Source organism: Pseudomonas sp. Ag1 (genome assembly GCF_000278565.1).
Lineage (GTDB): Bacteria > Pseudomonadota > Gammaproteobacteria > Pseudomonadales > Pseudomonadaceae > Aquipseudomonas.
The window spans coordinates 148,278-164,159 of the sequence record NZ_AKVH01000108.1 but is presented as its reverse complement, the minus strand read 5'-3'; the positions used below and the strand labels follow the sequence as shown (position 1 = coordinate 164,159).

15 protein-coding genes are annotated in these 15,882 nt (G+C 61.6%); 7 read left to right on the top strand and 8 right to left on the bottom strand.

The annotated features are described in order from the left end of the window. Positions 1-4: 4 nt before the first annotated feature. Entirely contained in the window at positions 5-676 is a 672-nt protein-coding gene (gene mupP, locus A462_RS07790; protein ID WP_003218827.1) for an N-acetylmuramic acid 6-phosphate phosphatase MupP, read from the top strand. Positions 677-864: 188 nt separating this feature from the next. Then, positions 865-1,605 carry a YciK family oxidoreductase gene (locus A462_RS07795; protein ID WP_003218829.1) on the top strand — a complete coding sequence of 247 codons (741 nt, stop codon included), beginning with the start codon at positions 865-867 and terminating at the stop codon, positions 1,603-1,605. 140 nt (positions 1,606-1,745) lie between these two features. On the opposite strand, the gene A462_RS07800 is transcribed toward A462_RS07795, so the two are convergent. Genes A462_RS07800 through A462_RS07825 form a run of 6 tightly spaced genes read right to left on the bottom strand, consistent with a single transcriptional unit; the run spans position 1,746 to position 7,925 of the window. Beyond that, a complete protein-coding gene (locus A462_RS07800) occupies positions 1,746-3,260 on the bottom strand; it encodes an ABC transporter substrate-binding protein (protein WP_008437683.1) in 1,515 nt (504 codons plus the stop codon). A gap of 51 nt (positions 3,261-3,311) precedes the next feature. Beyond that, entirely contained in the window at positions 3,312-4,283 is a 972-nt protein-coding gene (locus A462_RS07805; RefSeq protein WP_008437681.1) for an ABC transporter ATP-binding protein, read from the bottom strand. Next, the gene (locus A462_RS07810; RefSeq protein ID WP_008437676.1) at positions 4,280-5,236 is read right to left on the bottom strand and encodes an ABC transporter ATP-binding protein; all 957 of its coding nucleotides are present in this window, start codon (positions 5,234-5,236) and stop codon (positions 4,280-4,282) included. Before A462_RS07810 ends, A462_RS07805 begins: the two co-directional genes overlap by 4 nt. Then, positions 5,233-6,090, bottom strand: coding sequence for an ABC transporter permease (locus tag A462_RS07815; protein ID WP_003218837.1), 858 nt, complete (start codon positions 6,088-6,090; stop codon positions 5,233-5,235). The genes A462_RS07810 and A462_RS07815 overlap by 4 nt, the downstream gene beginning before the upstream one ends. Further along, entirely contained in the window at positions 6,087-7,034 is a 948-nt protein-coding gene (locus tag A462_RS07820; RefSeq protein WP_003218838.1) for an ABC transporter permease, read from the bottom strand. Before A462_RS07820 ends, A462_RS07815 begins: the two co-directional genes overlap by 4 nt. Positions 7,035-7,037: 3 nt before the next feature. After that, positions 7,038-7,925 carry a proline iminopeptidase-family hydrolase gene (locus tag A462_RS07825; protein WP_008437674.1) on the bottom strand — a complete coding sequence of 296 codons (888 nt, stop codon included), beginning with the start codon at positions 7,923-7,925 and terminating at the stop codon, positions 7,038-7,040. A gap of 182 nt (positions 7,926-8,107) precedes the next feature. Between A462_RS07825 and A462_RS07830 the strand changes: the two genes are divergently transcribed. Next, positions 8,108-8,872, top strand: a complete 765-nt coding sequence (locus A462_RS07830; RefSeq protein WP_008437673.1) for a LuxR family transcriptional regulator — start codon at positions 8,108-8,110, stop codon at positions 8,870-8,872. Between the two features lie 94 nt (positions 8,873-8,966). After that, positions 8,967-9,899, top strand: coding sequence for a proline iminopeptidase-family hydrolase (locus A462_RS07835; protein ID WP_008437672.1), 933 nt, complete (start codon positions 8,967-8,969; stop codon positions 9,897-9,899). A gap of 116 nt (positions 9,900-10,015) precedes the next feature. Here the strand turns inward: A462_RS07835 and A462_RS07840 are convergent, their stop codons facing one another. After that, positions 10,016-11,527, bottom strand: a complete 1,512-nt coding sequence (locus tag A462_RS07840) for a nucleobase:cation symporter-2 family protein (protein WP_003218845.1) — start codon at positions 11,525-11,527, stop codon at positions 10,016-10,018. Between the two features lie 172 nt (positions 11,528-11,699). Here A462_RS07840 and A462_RS07845 point away from each other — a divergent pair, with 172 nt between their 5' ends. Further along, complete coding sequence (locus A462_RS07845) at positions 11,700-12,650, top strand: LysR family transcriptional regulator (protein WP_008437671.1); 951 nt, start codon at positions 11,700-11,702, stop codon at positions 12,648-12,650. Positions 12,651-12,794: 144 nt separating this feature from the next. Next, positions 12,795-13,628: a hypothetical protein gene (locus A462_RS07850; RefSeq protein WP_008437669.1), complete on the top strand. Its 834-nt coding sequence runs from the start codon at positions 12,795-12,797 to the stop codon at positions 13,626-13,628. On the opposite strand, the gene punC is transcribed toward A462_RS07850, so the two are convergent. Continuing rightward, positions 13,625-14,818 carry a purine nucleoside transporter PunC gene (gene punC, locus A462_RS07855; RefSeq protein ID WP_008437667.1) on the bottom strand — a complete coding sequence of 398 codons (1,194 nt, stop codon included), beginning with the start codon at positions 14,816-14,818 and terminating at the stop codon, positions 13,625-13,627. The genes A462_RS07850 and punC overlap by 4 nt on opposite strands. 122 nt (positions 14,819-14,940) lie before the next feature. Between punC and punR the strand changes: the two genes are divergently transcribed. Then, a complete protein-coding gene (gene punR, locus A462_RS07860; protein ID WP_003218855.1) occupies positions 14,941-15,873 on the top strand; it encodes a DNA-binding transcriptional activator PunR in 933 nt (310 codons plus the stop codon). Positions 15,874-15,882: the final 9 nt, after the last annotated feature.

The following is a 15,882-nucleotide window of genomic DNA, read 5'->3' as shown; positions in this document are numbered from 1 at the left end:
GCCTGTGAAGTTGCGAGCGGTTCTTTTCGACATGGACGGTACCCTGCTGGACACCGCGCCAGACTTTATCGCCATCTGCCAGGCCATGCGCGCTGACCGCGGCCTGGCACCGATCAACGACCAGCACATCCGCGATGAAATCTCCGGCGGCGCCCGGGCGATGGTCGCCGTGACCTTTTCCATGGACCCCGAGTCCCCGGGCTTTGAAGAGCTGCGCCAGGAATTCCTCGAGCGTTACCTCAAGGGCTGCGCGATCCACAGCAAGCTGTTCGAGGGCATGGAGGAGCTGCTGGTGGATATCGAGAAATCCAGGCTGATCTGGGGCGTGGTCACCAACAAGCCACTGCGCTTTGCCGAACCGATCATGCAGCAGCTGGGCCTGGCCGAGCGCTCCGCGCTGCTGATCTGCCCGGACCACGTGAAGAACAGCAAGCCGGACCCGGAACCGTTGATCCTGGCGTGCAAGATGCTCGACCTGGACCCGGCCAGCGTGCTGTTCGTGGGGGATGACCTGCGGGACATCGAGTCGGGCCGCGACGCCGGCACTCGTACTGCGGCGGTCACCTACGGCTATATCCACCCGGACGACAACCCGCGCAACTGGGGTGCCGATGTGGTGGTGGATCACCCGCTGGAATTGCGCAAAGTGCTGGACAGCGCGCTGTGCAGCTGCTGATCGGGACTGCCTGAGGTTGCTGCAATTTTGTGGAGAGGGAGCTTGCTCCCGTTCGACTGCGCAGCAGTCGCGAAAGCTGGGGCTGCTTCGCAACCCAACGGGAGCAAGCTCCCTCGCCACAGAAGCCTTGGCCAGCCTTAGCCGCAATCAATCACATGGATTTTCTGTGAACTTTGTCGAGGTTGTTTATGTTTGATTACTCCGCACGTCCAGAACTGCTCAAGGGCCGGGTCATCCTGGTCACCGGCGCCGGTCGCGGGATTGGCGCAGCGGCGGCCAAAACCTATGCTGCCCACGGCGCCACCGTGCTGCTGCTGGGCAAGACCGAAGCCAACCTGGCCCAGGTCTACGACGAAATCGAAGCCGCCGGCCAGCCGCAGCCGGTGGTGATCCCGTTCAACCTGGAGACCGCCCTGCCCCATCAATACGATGAGCTGGCAGCGATGATCGAAAAGGAGTTCGGCCACCTCGACGGTTTGCTGCACAACGCCTCGATCATCGGCCCGCGCACACCGATCGAGCAGTTGTCCGGCGAGAACTTCATGCGGGTGATGCATGTGAACGTCAACGCGATGTTCATGCTGACCAGCACGCTGTTGCCGCTGCTCAAGCTGTCCCAGGATGCGTCGGTGGTGTTCACCTCAAGCAGCGTGGGCCGCAAGGGCCGGGCTTATTGGGGGGCTTACGGGGTGTCGAAGTTTGCCACCGAAGGGCTGATGCAAACCCTGGCGGACGAGCTGGATAACGTCGCACCGGTGCGCGCCAACAGCATCAACCCAGGCGCCACCCGCACCAGCATGCGGGCCCAGGCGTATCCAGGGGAGAACCCGACCGATAACCCGACACCGGAGGAAATCATGCCGGTGTACCTGTACCTGATGGGGCCGGACAGTACCGGCATCAATGGGCAGGCGTTTGACGCGCAATAACTATCTGGAACACAGTACAACCTAATGTGGGAGCGGGCTTGCTCGCGAAGGCGGAGTGTCAGTCAACAGAGATATCGACTGATCCACCGCCTTCGCGAGCAAGCCCGCTCCCACATTTGTATTGCGGTGATCTCTAGAACTTAGTTCTTCACCACTTCCTCAAGCGTGAAGCGCCCCAACGGGTTTTGCAGGAAGTTGCTCACGTTCTTGCGTGAGATGTTGATGTACGGGCTGTAGTACAAGTCGATCCAGTTCACATCCTGTTTCGCCATTTTCTGCAGGTCGACGTACATCTGCTCACGCTTGACCGGATCCGCCTCGATCCGCGCGGCCGCCACCAGGTCCTTCACTTTGTCGTTCTTGTAGCGGGTCATGTAGTTCTGGTTGGTGTCGTGGCCCAGCACGAAGGTGGTCTTCTGGTCCGGGTCGAGGATGTCGTTGGTCCAGTACATCACCGAAATATCGTAATCGCCGTCCACCAGCATCTGCCAGCTTTGGGTCGGGTCGACCTTTTGCAGGTTGGCCGTCACACCGACCTTGGCCAGTTGATCCTTGATCATCACCGCAATCTGCTCGTCGGCTTCGTTGCCGGCGTTGACCACATAGTTGAGCTTCAAATCCTGGGCGCCGGCAGCCGCCAGCAGCTTCTTGGCTTCGGTCGGGTCATACGGGCGTTGCAGGTTGTTGGCGTAGTGGTACAGCGAGCCTTTTGGGATATAGGAATAGGCCACGGTGCCCTGGCCGAAGGTGGCGGTTTTCACCAGCGATTGTTTATCGATGGCCATGTCCAGCGCCTGGCGCACTTCCGGCTTGGCCAGCAGGCCGTGGGCGTGGTTGATCAACAAGTGATCTTCACGGGTAGACGGGTCGGAGTGCACCACCACGTTCTTGTCTTTTTTCAGCTCTTCAACCCGGGAAAACGGGACGAAGATCGCCGTGTCCAGCTCATTGTTCTGCACCATGCGCATGCGCGTGTTGTCGTCGGTGACGGAGACCCATTCCACACCATCCAGGCTGACGTTGCTGGCCTGCCAGAAGTTCGGGTTCTTCTTCAGGATCACCCGATCGCCCTTGCGCCACTCGTCCACGGTAAACGCGCCGGAGGTCACCGGGTTTTCCGAGTAGGCGTCTTCGCCCATCTTGGTCATGGCTTTTTCCGACAGGATCGACACCGTCGGCGAAGCCAGTTGCGAAAGGAAGGCGACCGCCGGGGTTTTCAAGGTCACGACCAGCGTCTGCGGATCAGCTGCCTTGGCGGTGTTGATCAGGCTGAACGGGTCGCTCCACAGCGAGGCCTTGTTGTCGCGAATGCGCAACAGGCTGAAGGCGGCATCGTCAGCAGTGATCGGCGAGCCATCCGAGAACTTCGCGGCCCGCAGTTTGAAGGTGTACGTCAGGCCGTCCTTGGAAATGTCCCAGCTTTCGGCCAGCCCCGGTTCCATCTTGGTGCCCAGGTTGTCCACGCGCACCAGGGTGTCGTAGACGTTGGCGAACACCCAGGTGTCGCGGTTCTGCGCGCTTTTGATCGGGTCAAACGTGGTGCTGTCTTCGCGGCAACCGATGGTGAGCACGCCGGCCGCGTGGGCGATACCGGCGGTCAGCGACCACGCGGTGAGTGTGGCGGCGGCGAGCAACTTCAAGTGACGGGATTGCATGTCATAACTCCTTGTCTATAACGGCGGTTGTTCATGATCGGCAGGAAGGGTTCAAAGCAAAGGTTCTTCAAGCACGCAACTGTACCGATGCGTTTGCACAACGTGAGTCGGCGGCAATACCTCGGCACACACGGCTCGTGCATGTCGGCAACGCGGGTGAAAGGCGCAACCATTAGGCAGCTTCAGCGGACTCGGCGGCTCGCCCGGCAACGGTTCGCTGGGCAGCGGGCGGTACGGATCAATCTCCGGGATCGCCTGGATCAACGCCGCCGTGTAGGGGTGACGGGGCGTGGTGAACACTGCCTCCACCGGGCCTTCCTCGACGATTTTCCCCAGGTACATCACCGCCACCCGATCACACAGGCGGCGGACGATGGCCAGGTCGTGGGCGATAAACAGGATCGCCAGGTTCATGCGCTGTTGCAGTTCCAGCAGCAGGTTGATGATCTGGCCCTGGATCGACACATCCAGGGCAGCCACGCATTCGTCGGCGATGATCAGCCGTGGCTCCACTGCCAGTGCCCGGGCGATGCCGACGCGCTGGCACTGGCCGCCGCTGAGAGAGCCGGGCTTGCGGCTGGCGAGTTCGGGGCGCAGGCCTACGAGGTCGAGTAATTCGTCGACCCGGCGTGGGATGTTTTCTGGCGCCACCTTGCGCTGCACCCGCAGGACTTCGGCAATGGTTTCGCCGATGGTCAGCCGCGGGTTCAGGGCCGCGTAGGGATCCTGGAAGATCATCGCCGTCTCGTGCCGCAAACGGGCGATATCGACCGGCCCGGCGTGGGCCATGTCGATGCCGTCAAACACCACCTGCCCGGCGCTGATGGGGTTGAGGTGCAGGATCGTCCTCCCCAATGTGCTTTTGCCGCTGCCGGACTCGCCCACCAAACCCAGTGTTTCACCGGCGGCCAGGGTCAACGACACCCCGTTGACCGCCCTCACCCACTGTTTATTCAGGCCGAACAGGCCGCTGCCGGCGGCGGCGAAACGCACCTCAAGGTCATTCACCTGCAACAGCGTCATGGGCGAACTCCCAGGGGATAGTGACAGGCCACCCGCGCGCCTTCCGGCAGCAGCTCGGTGCACAAGCTGCCGACTTGCGGGCAGCGCGGGTTGAACCGGCAGCCCTTGGGCAATGCGTCGAGCAATGGCGGTTGGCCGGCGATGGTGCGCAACAGGGCGTGGCCGCTGCTGGTGGCGGGCTGGCACTCGATCAGGCCGGCGGTGTAAGGGTGTTGCGGGTGTGCCAGCAGCTCGTATTTGCTGCCGTGTTCGCACAGGCGCCCGGCGTACATCACGGCGATGGAGTCGCAGGTTTGCGCCACCACGCCCAGGTCGTGAGTGATCATGATGATCGACAGGCCACGCTGGTCCCGCAGGTCCAGCAACAGCCGCAGAATCTGGGCTTGCACGGTCACGTCGAGGGCGGTGGTCGGTTCGTCGGCAATCAGCACCTTGGGATTGCAGCCAAGGGCCACCGCGATCATTGCCCGCTGGCGCATGCCGCCGGAAAACTCGTGGGGGTAATTGTCGATCCGCGCCTGGGGATCGGGAATGCCGACCTGGCGCAGCACTTCGATAGCCTGCAAGCGCGCCTCCTTTTTCGACGCGCCCTGGTGCAGTCGGATGCCTTCGGCGATCTGCTCGCCGATGCGCATCAACGGGTCGAGGTGGCTACTGGGGTTCTGGAAAATCATCCCAAGTTGCCCACCGCGTACCGCGCGCATGCCGGCGTCATCCAGCTGCAGAAGGTCCTGGCCCGCCAGGCGCACCGAACCGCCCTGCACCCGCAGGCTCGGGGACGGCAGCAAGCGCATCAGCCCGCGACAGGCCATGGTCTTGCCCGAACCGCTTTCGCCCACCAGGCCGAGGATCTCACCTTCGGCCAGGTCGAACGACACCCGGTCCACCAACGTTACGTCGCGCCCGGTGCTATTGGCGATGACGCTCAGGTCCTGCACCTGCAACAGGCTCATGAGCGATCCCCCAGCACTTGCGCCACACCATCGGCCAGCAGGCTGAAGCCCATGGCCAGGGTCACGATGGCCAGGCCCGGGAAGGTGCAAATCCACCAGGCGGTGGTGATGAACGCCTGGCCTTCGGCAACCATGGTGCCCCACTCGGCGGTCGGCGGTTGTACGCCCAGGCCGAGGTAGCTGACCGCTGCGCCATTGAGCAGCACCAGCACTGCGTCAGACATCGAGAACACAATCGAGCCGAACATCGCGTTGGGCAACAAATGCCGGAATAGAATGCGCCCATGGCCAAAGCCCAGGCTTTTGGCGGCCAGGGCGAAGTCGCTTTCCTTGAGCACCAGGATCTGCGAGCGGATCAGCCGCGCGTAGGACACCCAGCCCACCAGCGCCATGGCGATGTAAAAGCTTTTCAAACCCGGGCCGAGAATGGCCATGATCGCCAGCATCAGCACCAGGAAAGGGAACGCGAGGATCACGTCGATCACCCGCATGCAGAAGCTGTCGAAACGCCCGCCGATGTAGCCAGACACCGCACCGACAAAGGTGCCGATCAGGAACGGAAAGATCACCCCGACCACCGCCAGTTGCAGGTCGATGCGTGCGCCCCAGATCACCCTCGAAAGGATGTCTCGCCCGTAGTTGTCCGTGCCAAATGGATGGGCCTGGCTGGGACCCAGCAAACTGATGTCGGTGTTTTGCGCAATCGGGTCAAAGGGTGCGATCCAGGGGGCGAACACGGCCAGCGCCAGCCATGTCAGCAGAATCAACAGGCCCCAGGCCGCCGTCAGCCGGCCATTGCGAAAACCAAAGCGCAGGCGCAGGCGCCATGGGGCGATCAATGGGCGGCTGCTCATTGCATCTTCACTCGCGGGTCCAGCGTGACCGTCACCACATCGGCAACAAAGTTGACCAGCACGGTGGCACAGGCCAGCACCATCGCCACGCCCTGCACCACCATGTAGTCGCGGGTGAAGATGCCGCGCACCAGCAATTGGCCGATGCCGGGAATCGCAAACAGGCTTTCGATCACCACCGTGCCGCTGATCAGCCAGCCAATGTTCACCGCCAGCAGGTTCACCGCCGGCACCAGGGAATTGGGCAGCACATGACGACGAAACACCGCCGCCTCCGACAACCCGCGCGCCCGGGCGGCGGTAACGTGGTCAGCCTGCAACTCCATCAACATGCTCGCCCGCAGGTTGCGCACCAGCACCGCCGACAGCGCCAGGGCGATCGTCAGGCACGGCAGAACCATGTGGTGCGCCTTGTCCAGCCAGGTGCGCCCATACCCGGAGACCGGGAACAGGCCCCATTGCACGCTGAGCAACAGGATCAGCATCAACCCCAGCCAGAACGCCGGCATGCCCAGGCCCACCGTAGTGAACAGCCGGATCAGGTTATCCGCCCAGCCACCTTTATTACGCGCGGCCACGGTGGCCAGCGGCACGGCGATCAACAGCGCCAGCAGCACACTGCCGAGCACCAGGAACAGGGTCGGCTCGATGCGGGTGACGATCAGTTTCAGCGCGTCGACCTTGTACAGCAGTGACTGGCCGAGGTCGCCCTTGAGCAGGTTTTTCAGGAAGTAGAAATATTGCAGCCACAGCGGCTGGTCGAGGCCGTACTGGGCGCGGATCTTCAGCAAGGCGTCCGGGGTGCTGCGCGAACCCAGCAGGGCCCGCGCCGGGTCGCCGGGAATCGAGCGCACCAGCACAAAGGTGATCAGGCTGATGCCAAACAGCACCGGCAGCAATTGCAGCGGCCGGGACAGCACAAAACGGTAACGCGCCAGGTTCATCCGTCAGCCTCGATGACGAGCGAGGAAGTCCAGCAGCACCGGGAAGTATGCCTGGGGCTCTTCGTAAAACGGCATATGGCTGCTGTTGGGGAACACGTGCAGCTCGGCGTGCCGGGCCGCGCTTTTCATGCGCATGGCGCAGGCCGGGGTCAGTTCGTCGTGCTGGCCGGTGGTGATCAGTATCGGCATCTTGAACTCGGCCATCTCGGGGATGCGGTTCCAGTCCTTGAGGTTGCCGATGTAGAGAAATTCGTTGGGACCCTGCATGGTTTCGTAGGGGCCCATGTTCCAGTCGCCGAGGGAACGCTGGACCGGCGCCGGCCATTCGTCCAGGCGGCAGACGTGGCGGTAGTTGAGCAAGGTGATGGCGGCCTGGTACTGCGGGTGATCGAGGGTGCCCATGGCTTCATGGCGTTGCATCATCGCCACGGTTTCGCTGCCCAGGGCGCCGCGCAGGCGTTCCAGCTCGAGGGACAGGTGCGGAATGTCGCCGACGGTGTTTTCCAGGATCAGGCTTTTCAGCGCATCGGGGTAGTGAATGGCGTACTCGATGCCCAACCATCCGCCCCAGGAATGCCCCAGCAAGTGCACGCGGCCAAGGCCAAGGGCCTGGCGCACGGTTTCGACTTCTTCGACATAACGGCTGATTTCCCACAGCGAAACATCGGTCGGTCTGGCTGAAGCGCCCGTGCCAAGCTGGTCGAATGCAACCACTCGCAGGCCGTTGTCCTTGAGCCAGCCATGGGCGTCGCGCAAGTAGTCGCAAGGCAGCCCGGGGCCGCCATTGAGGCACAGCAACACCTCATCGCCTTCGCCAAAGCTATAGGCCACGAGGTTGTGGCCATCGACCTGCACGTTGTACCGCTGGTCGGGGGCAATTTCACGCCACATGCATACATTCCTTGTTGTGTGTCGGCCCTGTGGAGAGTGGCCGTTTAGAGGCCAACACTACCGAGGATGCCGCGTGTCCATAACCTGGTAATTCTTATAGGTTTGGTCTGGCAGTCCTTCGCCGGGGCGTGGCATTCTACTTGCAGCAAGACGAGATTCAAATGAAATCGGGAGCAGAACGGATGCTGGCCAGGCTAACTGCGTTTAATGACCGTCTCATCCCCGGCAGGAGCCTGGATGAACAGATGGACAACACCCTCGTATTGGCCCAGGACCTGGGTTTTGATGCGTTGGTCTACGACTACACCCCCGTGCCCATTGACCATAATGGTGCACTGATCACCCCTTCTGTGCTGCAACTGCGCAATACCCCGCCCGACTGGTACAACCTGTGGTGCAGTTCCGGCTTTTATCAGATCGATCCGGTGCAACACCTCGCACTGTCGACGGTTTCACCGTTTGTGTGGTCCTACGAGGCCAAGGCCGATACCGCGCTGCAAAAAATCATCGACCCCTGCCACGCCCCGGTTTCCAGCTACCTGCACGACCGCCAGATGACCTGCGGCGTCAGCGTGCCGATCCATTTGCCCCGTGGCGGCTTCGCCTCGCTGACCGGCCTGCGCACCGGCAAGGCCAGCGCCGTGTTGCAGGACGCCCGCCAGACGCTGTCGGAATTCAGCCTGATTACCCACGCCTTGCAGGAAGCGGCCTACCCGCTTTTCAGCAAGGAACTGCGCTCCTACCCGCATATCCGCCTGACCAAGCGTGAGCGCGAATGCCTGAAATGGGCCGCCGACGGCCTGACCGCCGCCGAAATCGCCACGCAATTGAGCCGCTCCCTGGCAGTGGTTACCCTGCACCTGGCGTCGGCCATGCACAAACTGGGGGCCAAGAACCGGGTGCAAGCGGTGGTAAGGGCCACTCATTACCGGCTGCTGGAAGACTGATCCGAAGGAAAAACCTAGCTGTTTTGCTAGTTACTTAAACTTTCTGTGCCGACTATCGTGTACCTGATCACTTTTTCTCAGGGCAGGGCACGAAATGGAATTCATCGAAACAATCCGCGAAGGCTATGCGGCCTTTCGCGACTACCAGACCTGGTATCGGGTAACCGGCAACCTGGACAGCGGCCTCACGCCGCTGGTCATCCTCCATGGTGGCCCGGGTTGTACCCATGATTATGTCGATGCCTACAAGGACGTAGCCGCCAGTGGCCACGCGGTCATTCACTACGACCAACTGGGCAACGGCCGCTCCACCCACCTGCCTGACAAAGACCCTTCATTCTGGACCGTCGGCTTGTTCCTCGAAGAACTGGACAACCTGCTGGACCATCTGCAGATCAGCAACAACTACGCGATCCTGGGTCAATCCTGGGGCGGCATGCTCGGCAGCGAACACGCCATCCTGCAACCCAAGGGCCTGCGTGCATTTATTCCGGCCAACTCGCCGACCTGCATGCGTACCTGGGTTGCCGAGGCCAACCGCCTGCGCAAGCTACTGCCTGAAGGCGTGCACGAGACCTTGTTCAAGCATGAACAGGCCGGCACCTACCAGGACCCTGAGTACCTGGCCGCCTCGCGGATTTTCTATGACCAGCACGTGTGCCGGGTCAATCCGTGGCCGGAAGAAGTCGCCCGCACATTCGCCCAGGTGGATTCGGACCCGACGGTGTATCACGCCATGAGCGGGCCGACGGAATTCCATGTGATTGGCAGCTTGAAAGACTGGAACGTGATCGGCCGGCTGTCGAGGGTCAATGTGCCGACCCTGGTGATTTCCGGTCGCCATGACGAGGCCACGCCGCTGGTGGTCAAGCCGTTCCTGGATGAGATCGCCGATGTGCGCTGGGCGCTGTTTGAAGACTCCAGCCACATGCCGCATGTTGAAGAGCGGCAGGCGTGCATGGGGACGGTGGTGCAGTTTTTGGATGAGGCTTGTTCGGTGCCCCACAGAACGCTCAAGACTGGCTGAGATCAAAATGTGGGAGCGGGCTTGCTCGCGAAGGCGGTGGATCAGTCAGCATATTTAGCGACTGACACACCGCCTTCGCGAGCAAGCCCGCTCCCACATTGGACTCTTTGTGGCTGTTACACCTCGCTGGTCTGCGCCCTGCCGTGCACAGCCGCTTTCTTCGGCACTTCCTCCAGCAACGGAATCTCCTTGCCCTCGGCATCAAACAGCTTGCCGCCGCTGAAGTAATCCCCGTCCCGCAACGCCGCCACGTCCTGGAAGCACAGGCTGCGTTCCGTCCCGGCAACGAATACCGACTGCTGGTCCGAGTTGCCCGTGGTGAAGTGGTTGAACGCCAGGTTCAACAGGATCGCCATGATCGCCGACGAACTGATCCCCGAATGGAAAATAGTCGCGAACCAGCTCGGGAAGTGATCGTAGAAACTCGGGGCCGCAATCGGGATCATGCCAAAACCGATGGAAGTGGCGACAATGATCAGGTTCATGTTGTTGCGGTAATCGACTTTGGACAAGGTCCGGATACCACTGGCAGCCACGGTGCCGAACAGCACGATCCCGGCACCGCCCAACACTGAAGTCGGCACTGCCGCAATCACCCGCCCCATGAACGGCAGCAGGCCGAGGATCACCAGGAATATCCCACCGGTGGCGACCACATAACGGCTCTTGACCCCGGTAACCGCCACCAGTCCGACGTTTTGTGCAAACGCGCTCTGGGTGAACGAGCCGAAGATCGGCGCAAACATGCTCGACAGCATATCCGCACGCAGGCCATTGCCGAGGCGCTTGGAGTCGACCTTGGTGTCGATGATTTCACCCACTGCCAGAATGTCCGCCGAGGTTTCCACCAGCGTCACCATCACCACGATGCACATGGAAATGATCGCCGCGAGATGGAAGGTTGGCATGCCGAAATGGAAGGGTGTGGGAAAGCCGAACATCGGGCCCTGGGTCACGCTGGAGAAGTCAGCCATGCCGAGGAACACCGCGATAACCGTGCCGATCACCATCGCCAGCAGGATCGACAGCCGCGAGATGGTCGCGCTGCCGATCTTGCTCAGCAGCAATACCAGCACCAGGGTCAGCGCCGCCAGGCCGATGTTCGGCATGCTGCCGAAATCTGCGGCGCGGCTGTTGCCGCCCATGGCCCAGCGGGCGGCGACGGGCATCAACGTCAGGCCGATGGTAGTGATCACAATCCCGGTGACTAGCGGCGGGAAGAATTTGGTGATTCGCGAGAACACCGGGGTGATCAGCAGGCCTATCAGGGAGGCGGCCATCACCGCCCCGAGAATCGCCGGGATGCCACCCGCACCGTCGCTGCCAACAATCGCCACCATAGTCGCCACCCCGGCAAAGGACACCCCCTGCACCAGCGGCAACTGGCAGCCGAAAAACGGCAGGCCCAGGGTTTGCAACAGCGTAGCCAGGCCTCCGGCAAACAGCGAGGCAGCGATCAGCAGGCCAATATCGGCCGGCGACAACCCGGCCGCCTGGCCGACGATCAACGGTACAGCCACGATGCCGCCGTACATGGTGAGCACATGCTGCAGGCCGTAAGCCATGTTGGCCGCAACGCCGAGATTCTCATCTTCTGGCCGCTGCGGTGACGCCTTCGGGATAGTCATGGTGAGGGGTTCTCTGTTTTTGTTGTGCACTCACTGTATGCAATAGAAAGATTGGATGTCCATAGAGTTGTATACAATCATTTTCACAAGAATACCCTGAACGCCGTTACAAAAATCCATTCAGCCGCCCGGCCCCGTGGCTCGAAGCGCTGCGCACAAGGACTTGAAAAAAATGCTCAACCGCAAGCTGCGCATCCACGCCCCGGCGATTTACTACTTCGACATGGTTCGCCGCTGCCACTCGATCCGCGAAGCCGCGCGCCGCCTGAACGTGGCGTCTTCGGCGGTGAACCGGCAGATCCTCAAGCTGGAAGACGAGGTGGGCGCGGCGCTGTTCGAGCGCCTGCCCGGCGGCCTGCGCCTGACGGCGGCCGGGGAAATCCTGACCCGCCACGTGAGTTTCCTGTTGCAGGACGTGGAGCGCGTGCGCGGTGAACTGGATGGCTTGAACGGTGTGCAGACCGGCCACGTGGAAATCGCCACGGTGGAAGGCGCCACTGTGGAGCTGCTGCCCGCCGCCCTCAAGCGCATGCGTGAGCGTTATCCGAAAGTGACCATTGGCGTCACGGTACAAGGTTCGCAATCGATTCCCGGTGCGGTGGTCAACGGCCAGGCTGACCTGGGGCTGGCCTTTGCTTTACCGCGCAGCAGCGAAACCATCCAGGTGTGTGTCGGCCATTTCCGCCTGGGGGCGTTGATGGCACCGGGGCATCCGTTGGCCGGTGAAACCAGCGTGAGTTACGCGCGCTGCTGTGAACACGGGGTGATCCAGGCCAAGAGCGAGCTCTCGGTTCACCACCTGATCGCACCGCTGCACAAGCGTTCGGCGGCGACGAACAAGCCACTGCTGCACAGCAACTCGATGGAGCTGGCCCGGCAACTGGCGCGCCAGCAACTGGGCATCGCGTTCCAGACGCGCATTGGCGTGGAGGTGGATTTAGCCCGCGGCGAACTGCTGCACATTCCGCTCAGCGACCAGGGCGGGATCTTCAGCGACCTGGGCTTGTACGCCCGCAAAGACCGAGACTTGCCGATGGCGGTGCAAGCCATGGCCCATCTGCTCAGTGAAGAAATCAACTTGCGCGAACATCAGGAAACGCCCTCGGCGCCACGTATTTCCTGACTCTCAGGCCAGCTTCAGTGCTGCCGTTTCGGCATCGGCCCAGGCGAGATTCTGTTCTTTGGAACCCACAACGGATGTGCCGATACTGCGCCCGGCGACCCTTGCGCGGTCGCCATGAGCCAAAACGCCAAAGGAATTAAAACAATGAAAAAGGCACTGCACGGCGCAACCGTATTACTCACCCTGTTCGGCGGCGGGGAGGCTGTCGCGCTGGAATGGATGAACAACAGCCTGGGATTTCGCTACGGGCAACAGTTCACCAATCCGAACAACCCGGATGAGTTCAGCAAGCGCATCTACAGCTTCACCCACGCCAGCGGCTACCAGTACGGCAGCAACTACCTGAACCTCGATGTGTTCCTGTCCGACAGCCGCGACCCACGCAAGGGCACCGACTACGGCGGCAGCGAAGTGTATGCGGTGTACCGGCACCAGCTGTACGCCTCACGGATATTCGATGTACCGCTCGGCACCGGGGTGATCAAGGATTACGCACTGACCTTCGGCTTTGATGCTAACCGCAACAACAACCTGGCCTCGGCGAAAAAACGCGCACTGGTGATTGGCCCGACCTTGAAGTTCAACACCGTCGGCGTGCTGGACCTGAGCCTGATGTACTACAAGGAAAGGAACCATTCCGGCATCCCTGGCGCGAAAGAACCCGATCACACCTTCGACGATACCTACATGCTCAACCTGACCTGGATGCGGCCTTTCGAGATCGGCAACCACGGGGCGAAGTTTCAGGGGTTTATCAATCACGTCGGGGAAAAGGGCGAAGACTTCCATGGCCGCGACACCGCGCCGGAAACCCTGATGCGCACCGCGCTGATGGTGGCGGTGCGTCCGGGGAAAGGCGTCAAGCCCAATCTCTACCTGGGCGTCGGGTATGAGTATTGGCATAACAAGTTCGGCGTGGACGGCGGCCGGGGCAGCCGCACATCAACGCCGACGGTGAACATGGAAGTGACGTTCTAGCGGGCGCGCACCAGGTCGGCATCGCCATCGTCGACCTTCGGTCGCGCCAGCCAGTAGCCCAACACGGCCAATGGCGCGGTCGCCAGCATCACGATCGCAGTGATCAACAGCGGCTGGTCGATCATCGACGACACGATCAGGCTCGCCAGGAAGCACAACCCCAACTGCAAGGTGTTCTGCAATGCCGCCGCCTTGCCGGAATTTTCCGCAAACGGCATCAGTGCATTCGCCACCACGATCGGGTAGCTGGCGCCATTGACCAGGGCCATCAGGCAGAACGGAATCAGCAAGGTGGCGAGCGTCGGCACGGTCAAGGTCGCGACGAGGTACAGCGCGACCATGCTGATGCAGTACGCCAGCAGCAGCCACGGCAACAAAGTCTTGCCCTGGAACCGCTGCAACGCACTGCGGCAACTGTAGCCACCGATCAGGAACGACAGCGTTGGCAATACGTAGCTCAAGCCGATGTCATTCGGGCTGTAGCCCATCCCGCCAAGGATGAACGGCGAGGCGGTAAGCCAGGCGAAGAAACTGGCCGAGCATGCGGCAAAGATCATCACGTTGCCGGTGAACACCCGCGACTTGAGCAATTGCCCATAGCCGAGTCGGGACGGTTCGCCGTCGGTTGTCAGGCGTTTCGGCAGCGGCCTGAGAAACAACGTAGGCAGCAGCAGGAGCAGCGAAACCACCAACAACACACCGAAAATCGCCTGCCAGCCCCAGTGATTCAGCATCAGCGCTCCCAGCAATGGCGCCAGGGCCGGAGACAGTGACATCAGCGGCATGATGCCGGCGAACACCCGATGGGCCTTGTCCGCCGGGTAGCGGTCGATCACCAGCGCCTGCCAGCTGACGGCGGCGGAACACACGCCAATCGCCTGGACAAAACGCAAGGCCAACAGTTGCGGTGCGGTCTCGACCCAGAACATCCCCAGGCAGCCGAGCACAAACAGTGAAAGACCCGTAAGCAGCACCGGCTTGCGTCCCAATCGGTCGGACAGCGGCCCCCACAGCAACTGCCCGACGGCAAAGCCGGCGAGGAAAATGCTCAGGCTCGCGCCCACCGCGCCGGGGGAAATCTGCAGTTGCTCGCCCATGGCGCCAAACGCCGGCAAGTACATATCCATGGCCAGATAGCCGAGCATGCTCAGCCCCGCCAGGTACCAGGTGAATCCAAAAGAATTTTTCATTGAAGCCTTGTATAACCTGCCATCAAACTATTTGCTGACTGGCGTCTATTATGAAGCTGAGCAAATCCCTGTGAAGCGATAATAATTGGACACTCTTATCAATAATTTTGAAGGCAAACTCCATGTGGTCTGAATATTCCCTGGATGTGGTGGATGCAGTGGCCCGCCACGGCAGCTTCAGCGCCGCCGCCCAGGAACTGCACCGCGTGCCGTCAGCCATCAGCTACACAGTGCGGCAACTCGAAGAATGGCTGGCGGTGCCGCTGTTCGTCCGACGGCATCGGGATGTGGAGCTGACACCCGCGGGTAAATTGTTCATCGACGAAGCCCGCGGCGTCATGAAAAAAATGCTCGGCACCCGCCGGCTGTGCCAGCAAGTGGCAAATGGCTGGAGTGGCCAGTTGAAAGTCGCGGTGGACTCCATCGTTAAACAGCAGCGCTGCCGGCAGTTGGTACTGGATTTCTATCGGCAGTTCCCGGAGGTGGAATTGCTGTTGGATTACGAGGTGTACAACGGGGTGTGGGATGCCCTGGCCGATGACCGCACCGATATCGTGATCGGCGCCACCAGCGCGGTGCCGGTGGCCAGTCAATTCACGTTTCGTGACATGGGCCTGCTGAACTGGCTGTGCGTGGTCAGCAGCCGGCATCCGCTGGCAGCGGTCGAAGGCCTGCTCAGCGATGACCAACTGCGGCCCTTCGCCTCCCTGTGCATGACCGACACCTCGCGCAACCTGCCCAAGCGCGACACCTGGACCCTGGATAACCAGCGTCGTTTGGTGGTGCCGCACTGGGCTTCGGCGATTGATTGCCTGCGGGATGGCCTGTGCGTCGGCATGGCACCGGCGCACTTGGTGCAGCCGTGGATCGAGCGCGGCGAGCTGAGCGCCCTGCAACTGTCCCGGCCCTTCCCTGCCAGCCCGTCGTGCGTGGCCTGGGCACAGAACAAACTGTCGCCGGCCATGGCCTGGTTGCTGGATTACCTGGGGGATACCGAGACCCTGAATCAGGAATGGCTGAACGGGGTGCAGGTGGGCTCCGGCTACCCCGTTTGACTGATCGTT

Bases quoted from the DNA above. Each gene is read 5' to 3' on its own strand.
- A462_RS07795 (WP_003218829.1), top strand. From the start codon at position 865: ATGTTTGATTACTCCGCACGTCCAGAACTGCTCAAGGGCCGGGTCATC.
- A462_RS07800 (WP_008437683.1), bottom strand. From the start codon at position 3,260: ATGCAATCCCGTCACTTGAAGTTGCTCGCCGCCGCCACACTCACCGCG.
- A462_RS07805 (WP_008437681.1), bottom strand. From the start codon at position 4,283: ATGACGCTGTTGCAGGTGAATGACCTTGAGGTGCGTTTCGCCGCCGCC.
- A462_RS07810 (WP_008437676.1), bottom strand. From the start codon at position 5,236: ATGAGCCTGTTGCAGGTGCAGGACCTGAGCGTCATCGCCAATAGCACC.
- A462_RS07815 (WP_003218837.1), bottom strand. From the start codon at position 6,090: ATGAGCAGCCGCCCATTGATCGCCCCATGGCGCCTGCGCCTGCGCTTT.
- A462_RS07820 (WP_003218838.1), bottom strand. From the start codon at position 7,034: ATGAACCTGGCGCGTTACCGTTTTGTGCTGTCCCGGCCGCTGCAATTG.
- A462_RS07825 (WP_008437674.1), bottom strand. From the start codon at position 7,925: ATGTGGCGTGAAATTGCCCCCGACCAGCGGTACAACGTGCAGGTCGAT.
- A462_RS07830 (WP_008437673.1), top strand. From the start codon at position 8,108: ATGCTGGCCAGGCTAACTGCGTTTAATGACCGTCTCATCCCCGGCAGG.
- A462_RS07835 (WP_008437672.1), top strand. From the start codon at position 8,967: ATGGAATTCATCGAAACAATCCGCGAAGGCTATGCGGCCTTTCGCGAC.
- A462_RS07840 (WP_003218845.1), bottom strand. From the start codon at position 11,527: ATGACTATCCCGAAGGCGTCACCGCAGCGGCCAGAAGATGAGAATCTC.
- A462_RS07845 (WP_008437671.1), top strand. From the start codon at position 11,700: ATGCTCAACCGCAAGCTGCGCATCCACGCCCCGGCGATTTACTACTTC.
- A462_RS07850 (WP_008437669.1), top strand. From the start codon at position 12,795: ATGAAAAAGGCACTGCACGGCGCAACCGTATTACTCACCCTGTTCGGC.
- punC (WP_008437667.1), bottom strand. From the start codon at position 14,818: ATGAAAAATTCTTTTGGATTCACCTGGTACCTGGCGGGGCTGAGCATG.
- punR (WP_003218855.1), top strand. From the start codon at position 14,941: ATGTGGTCTGAATATTCCCTGGATGTGGTGGATGCAGTGGCCCGCCAC.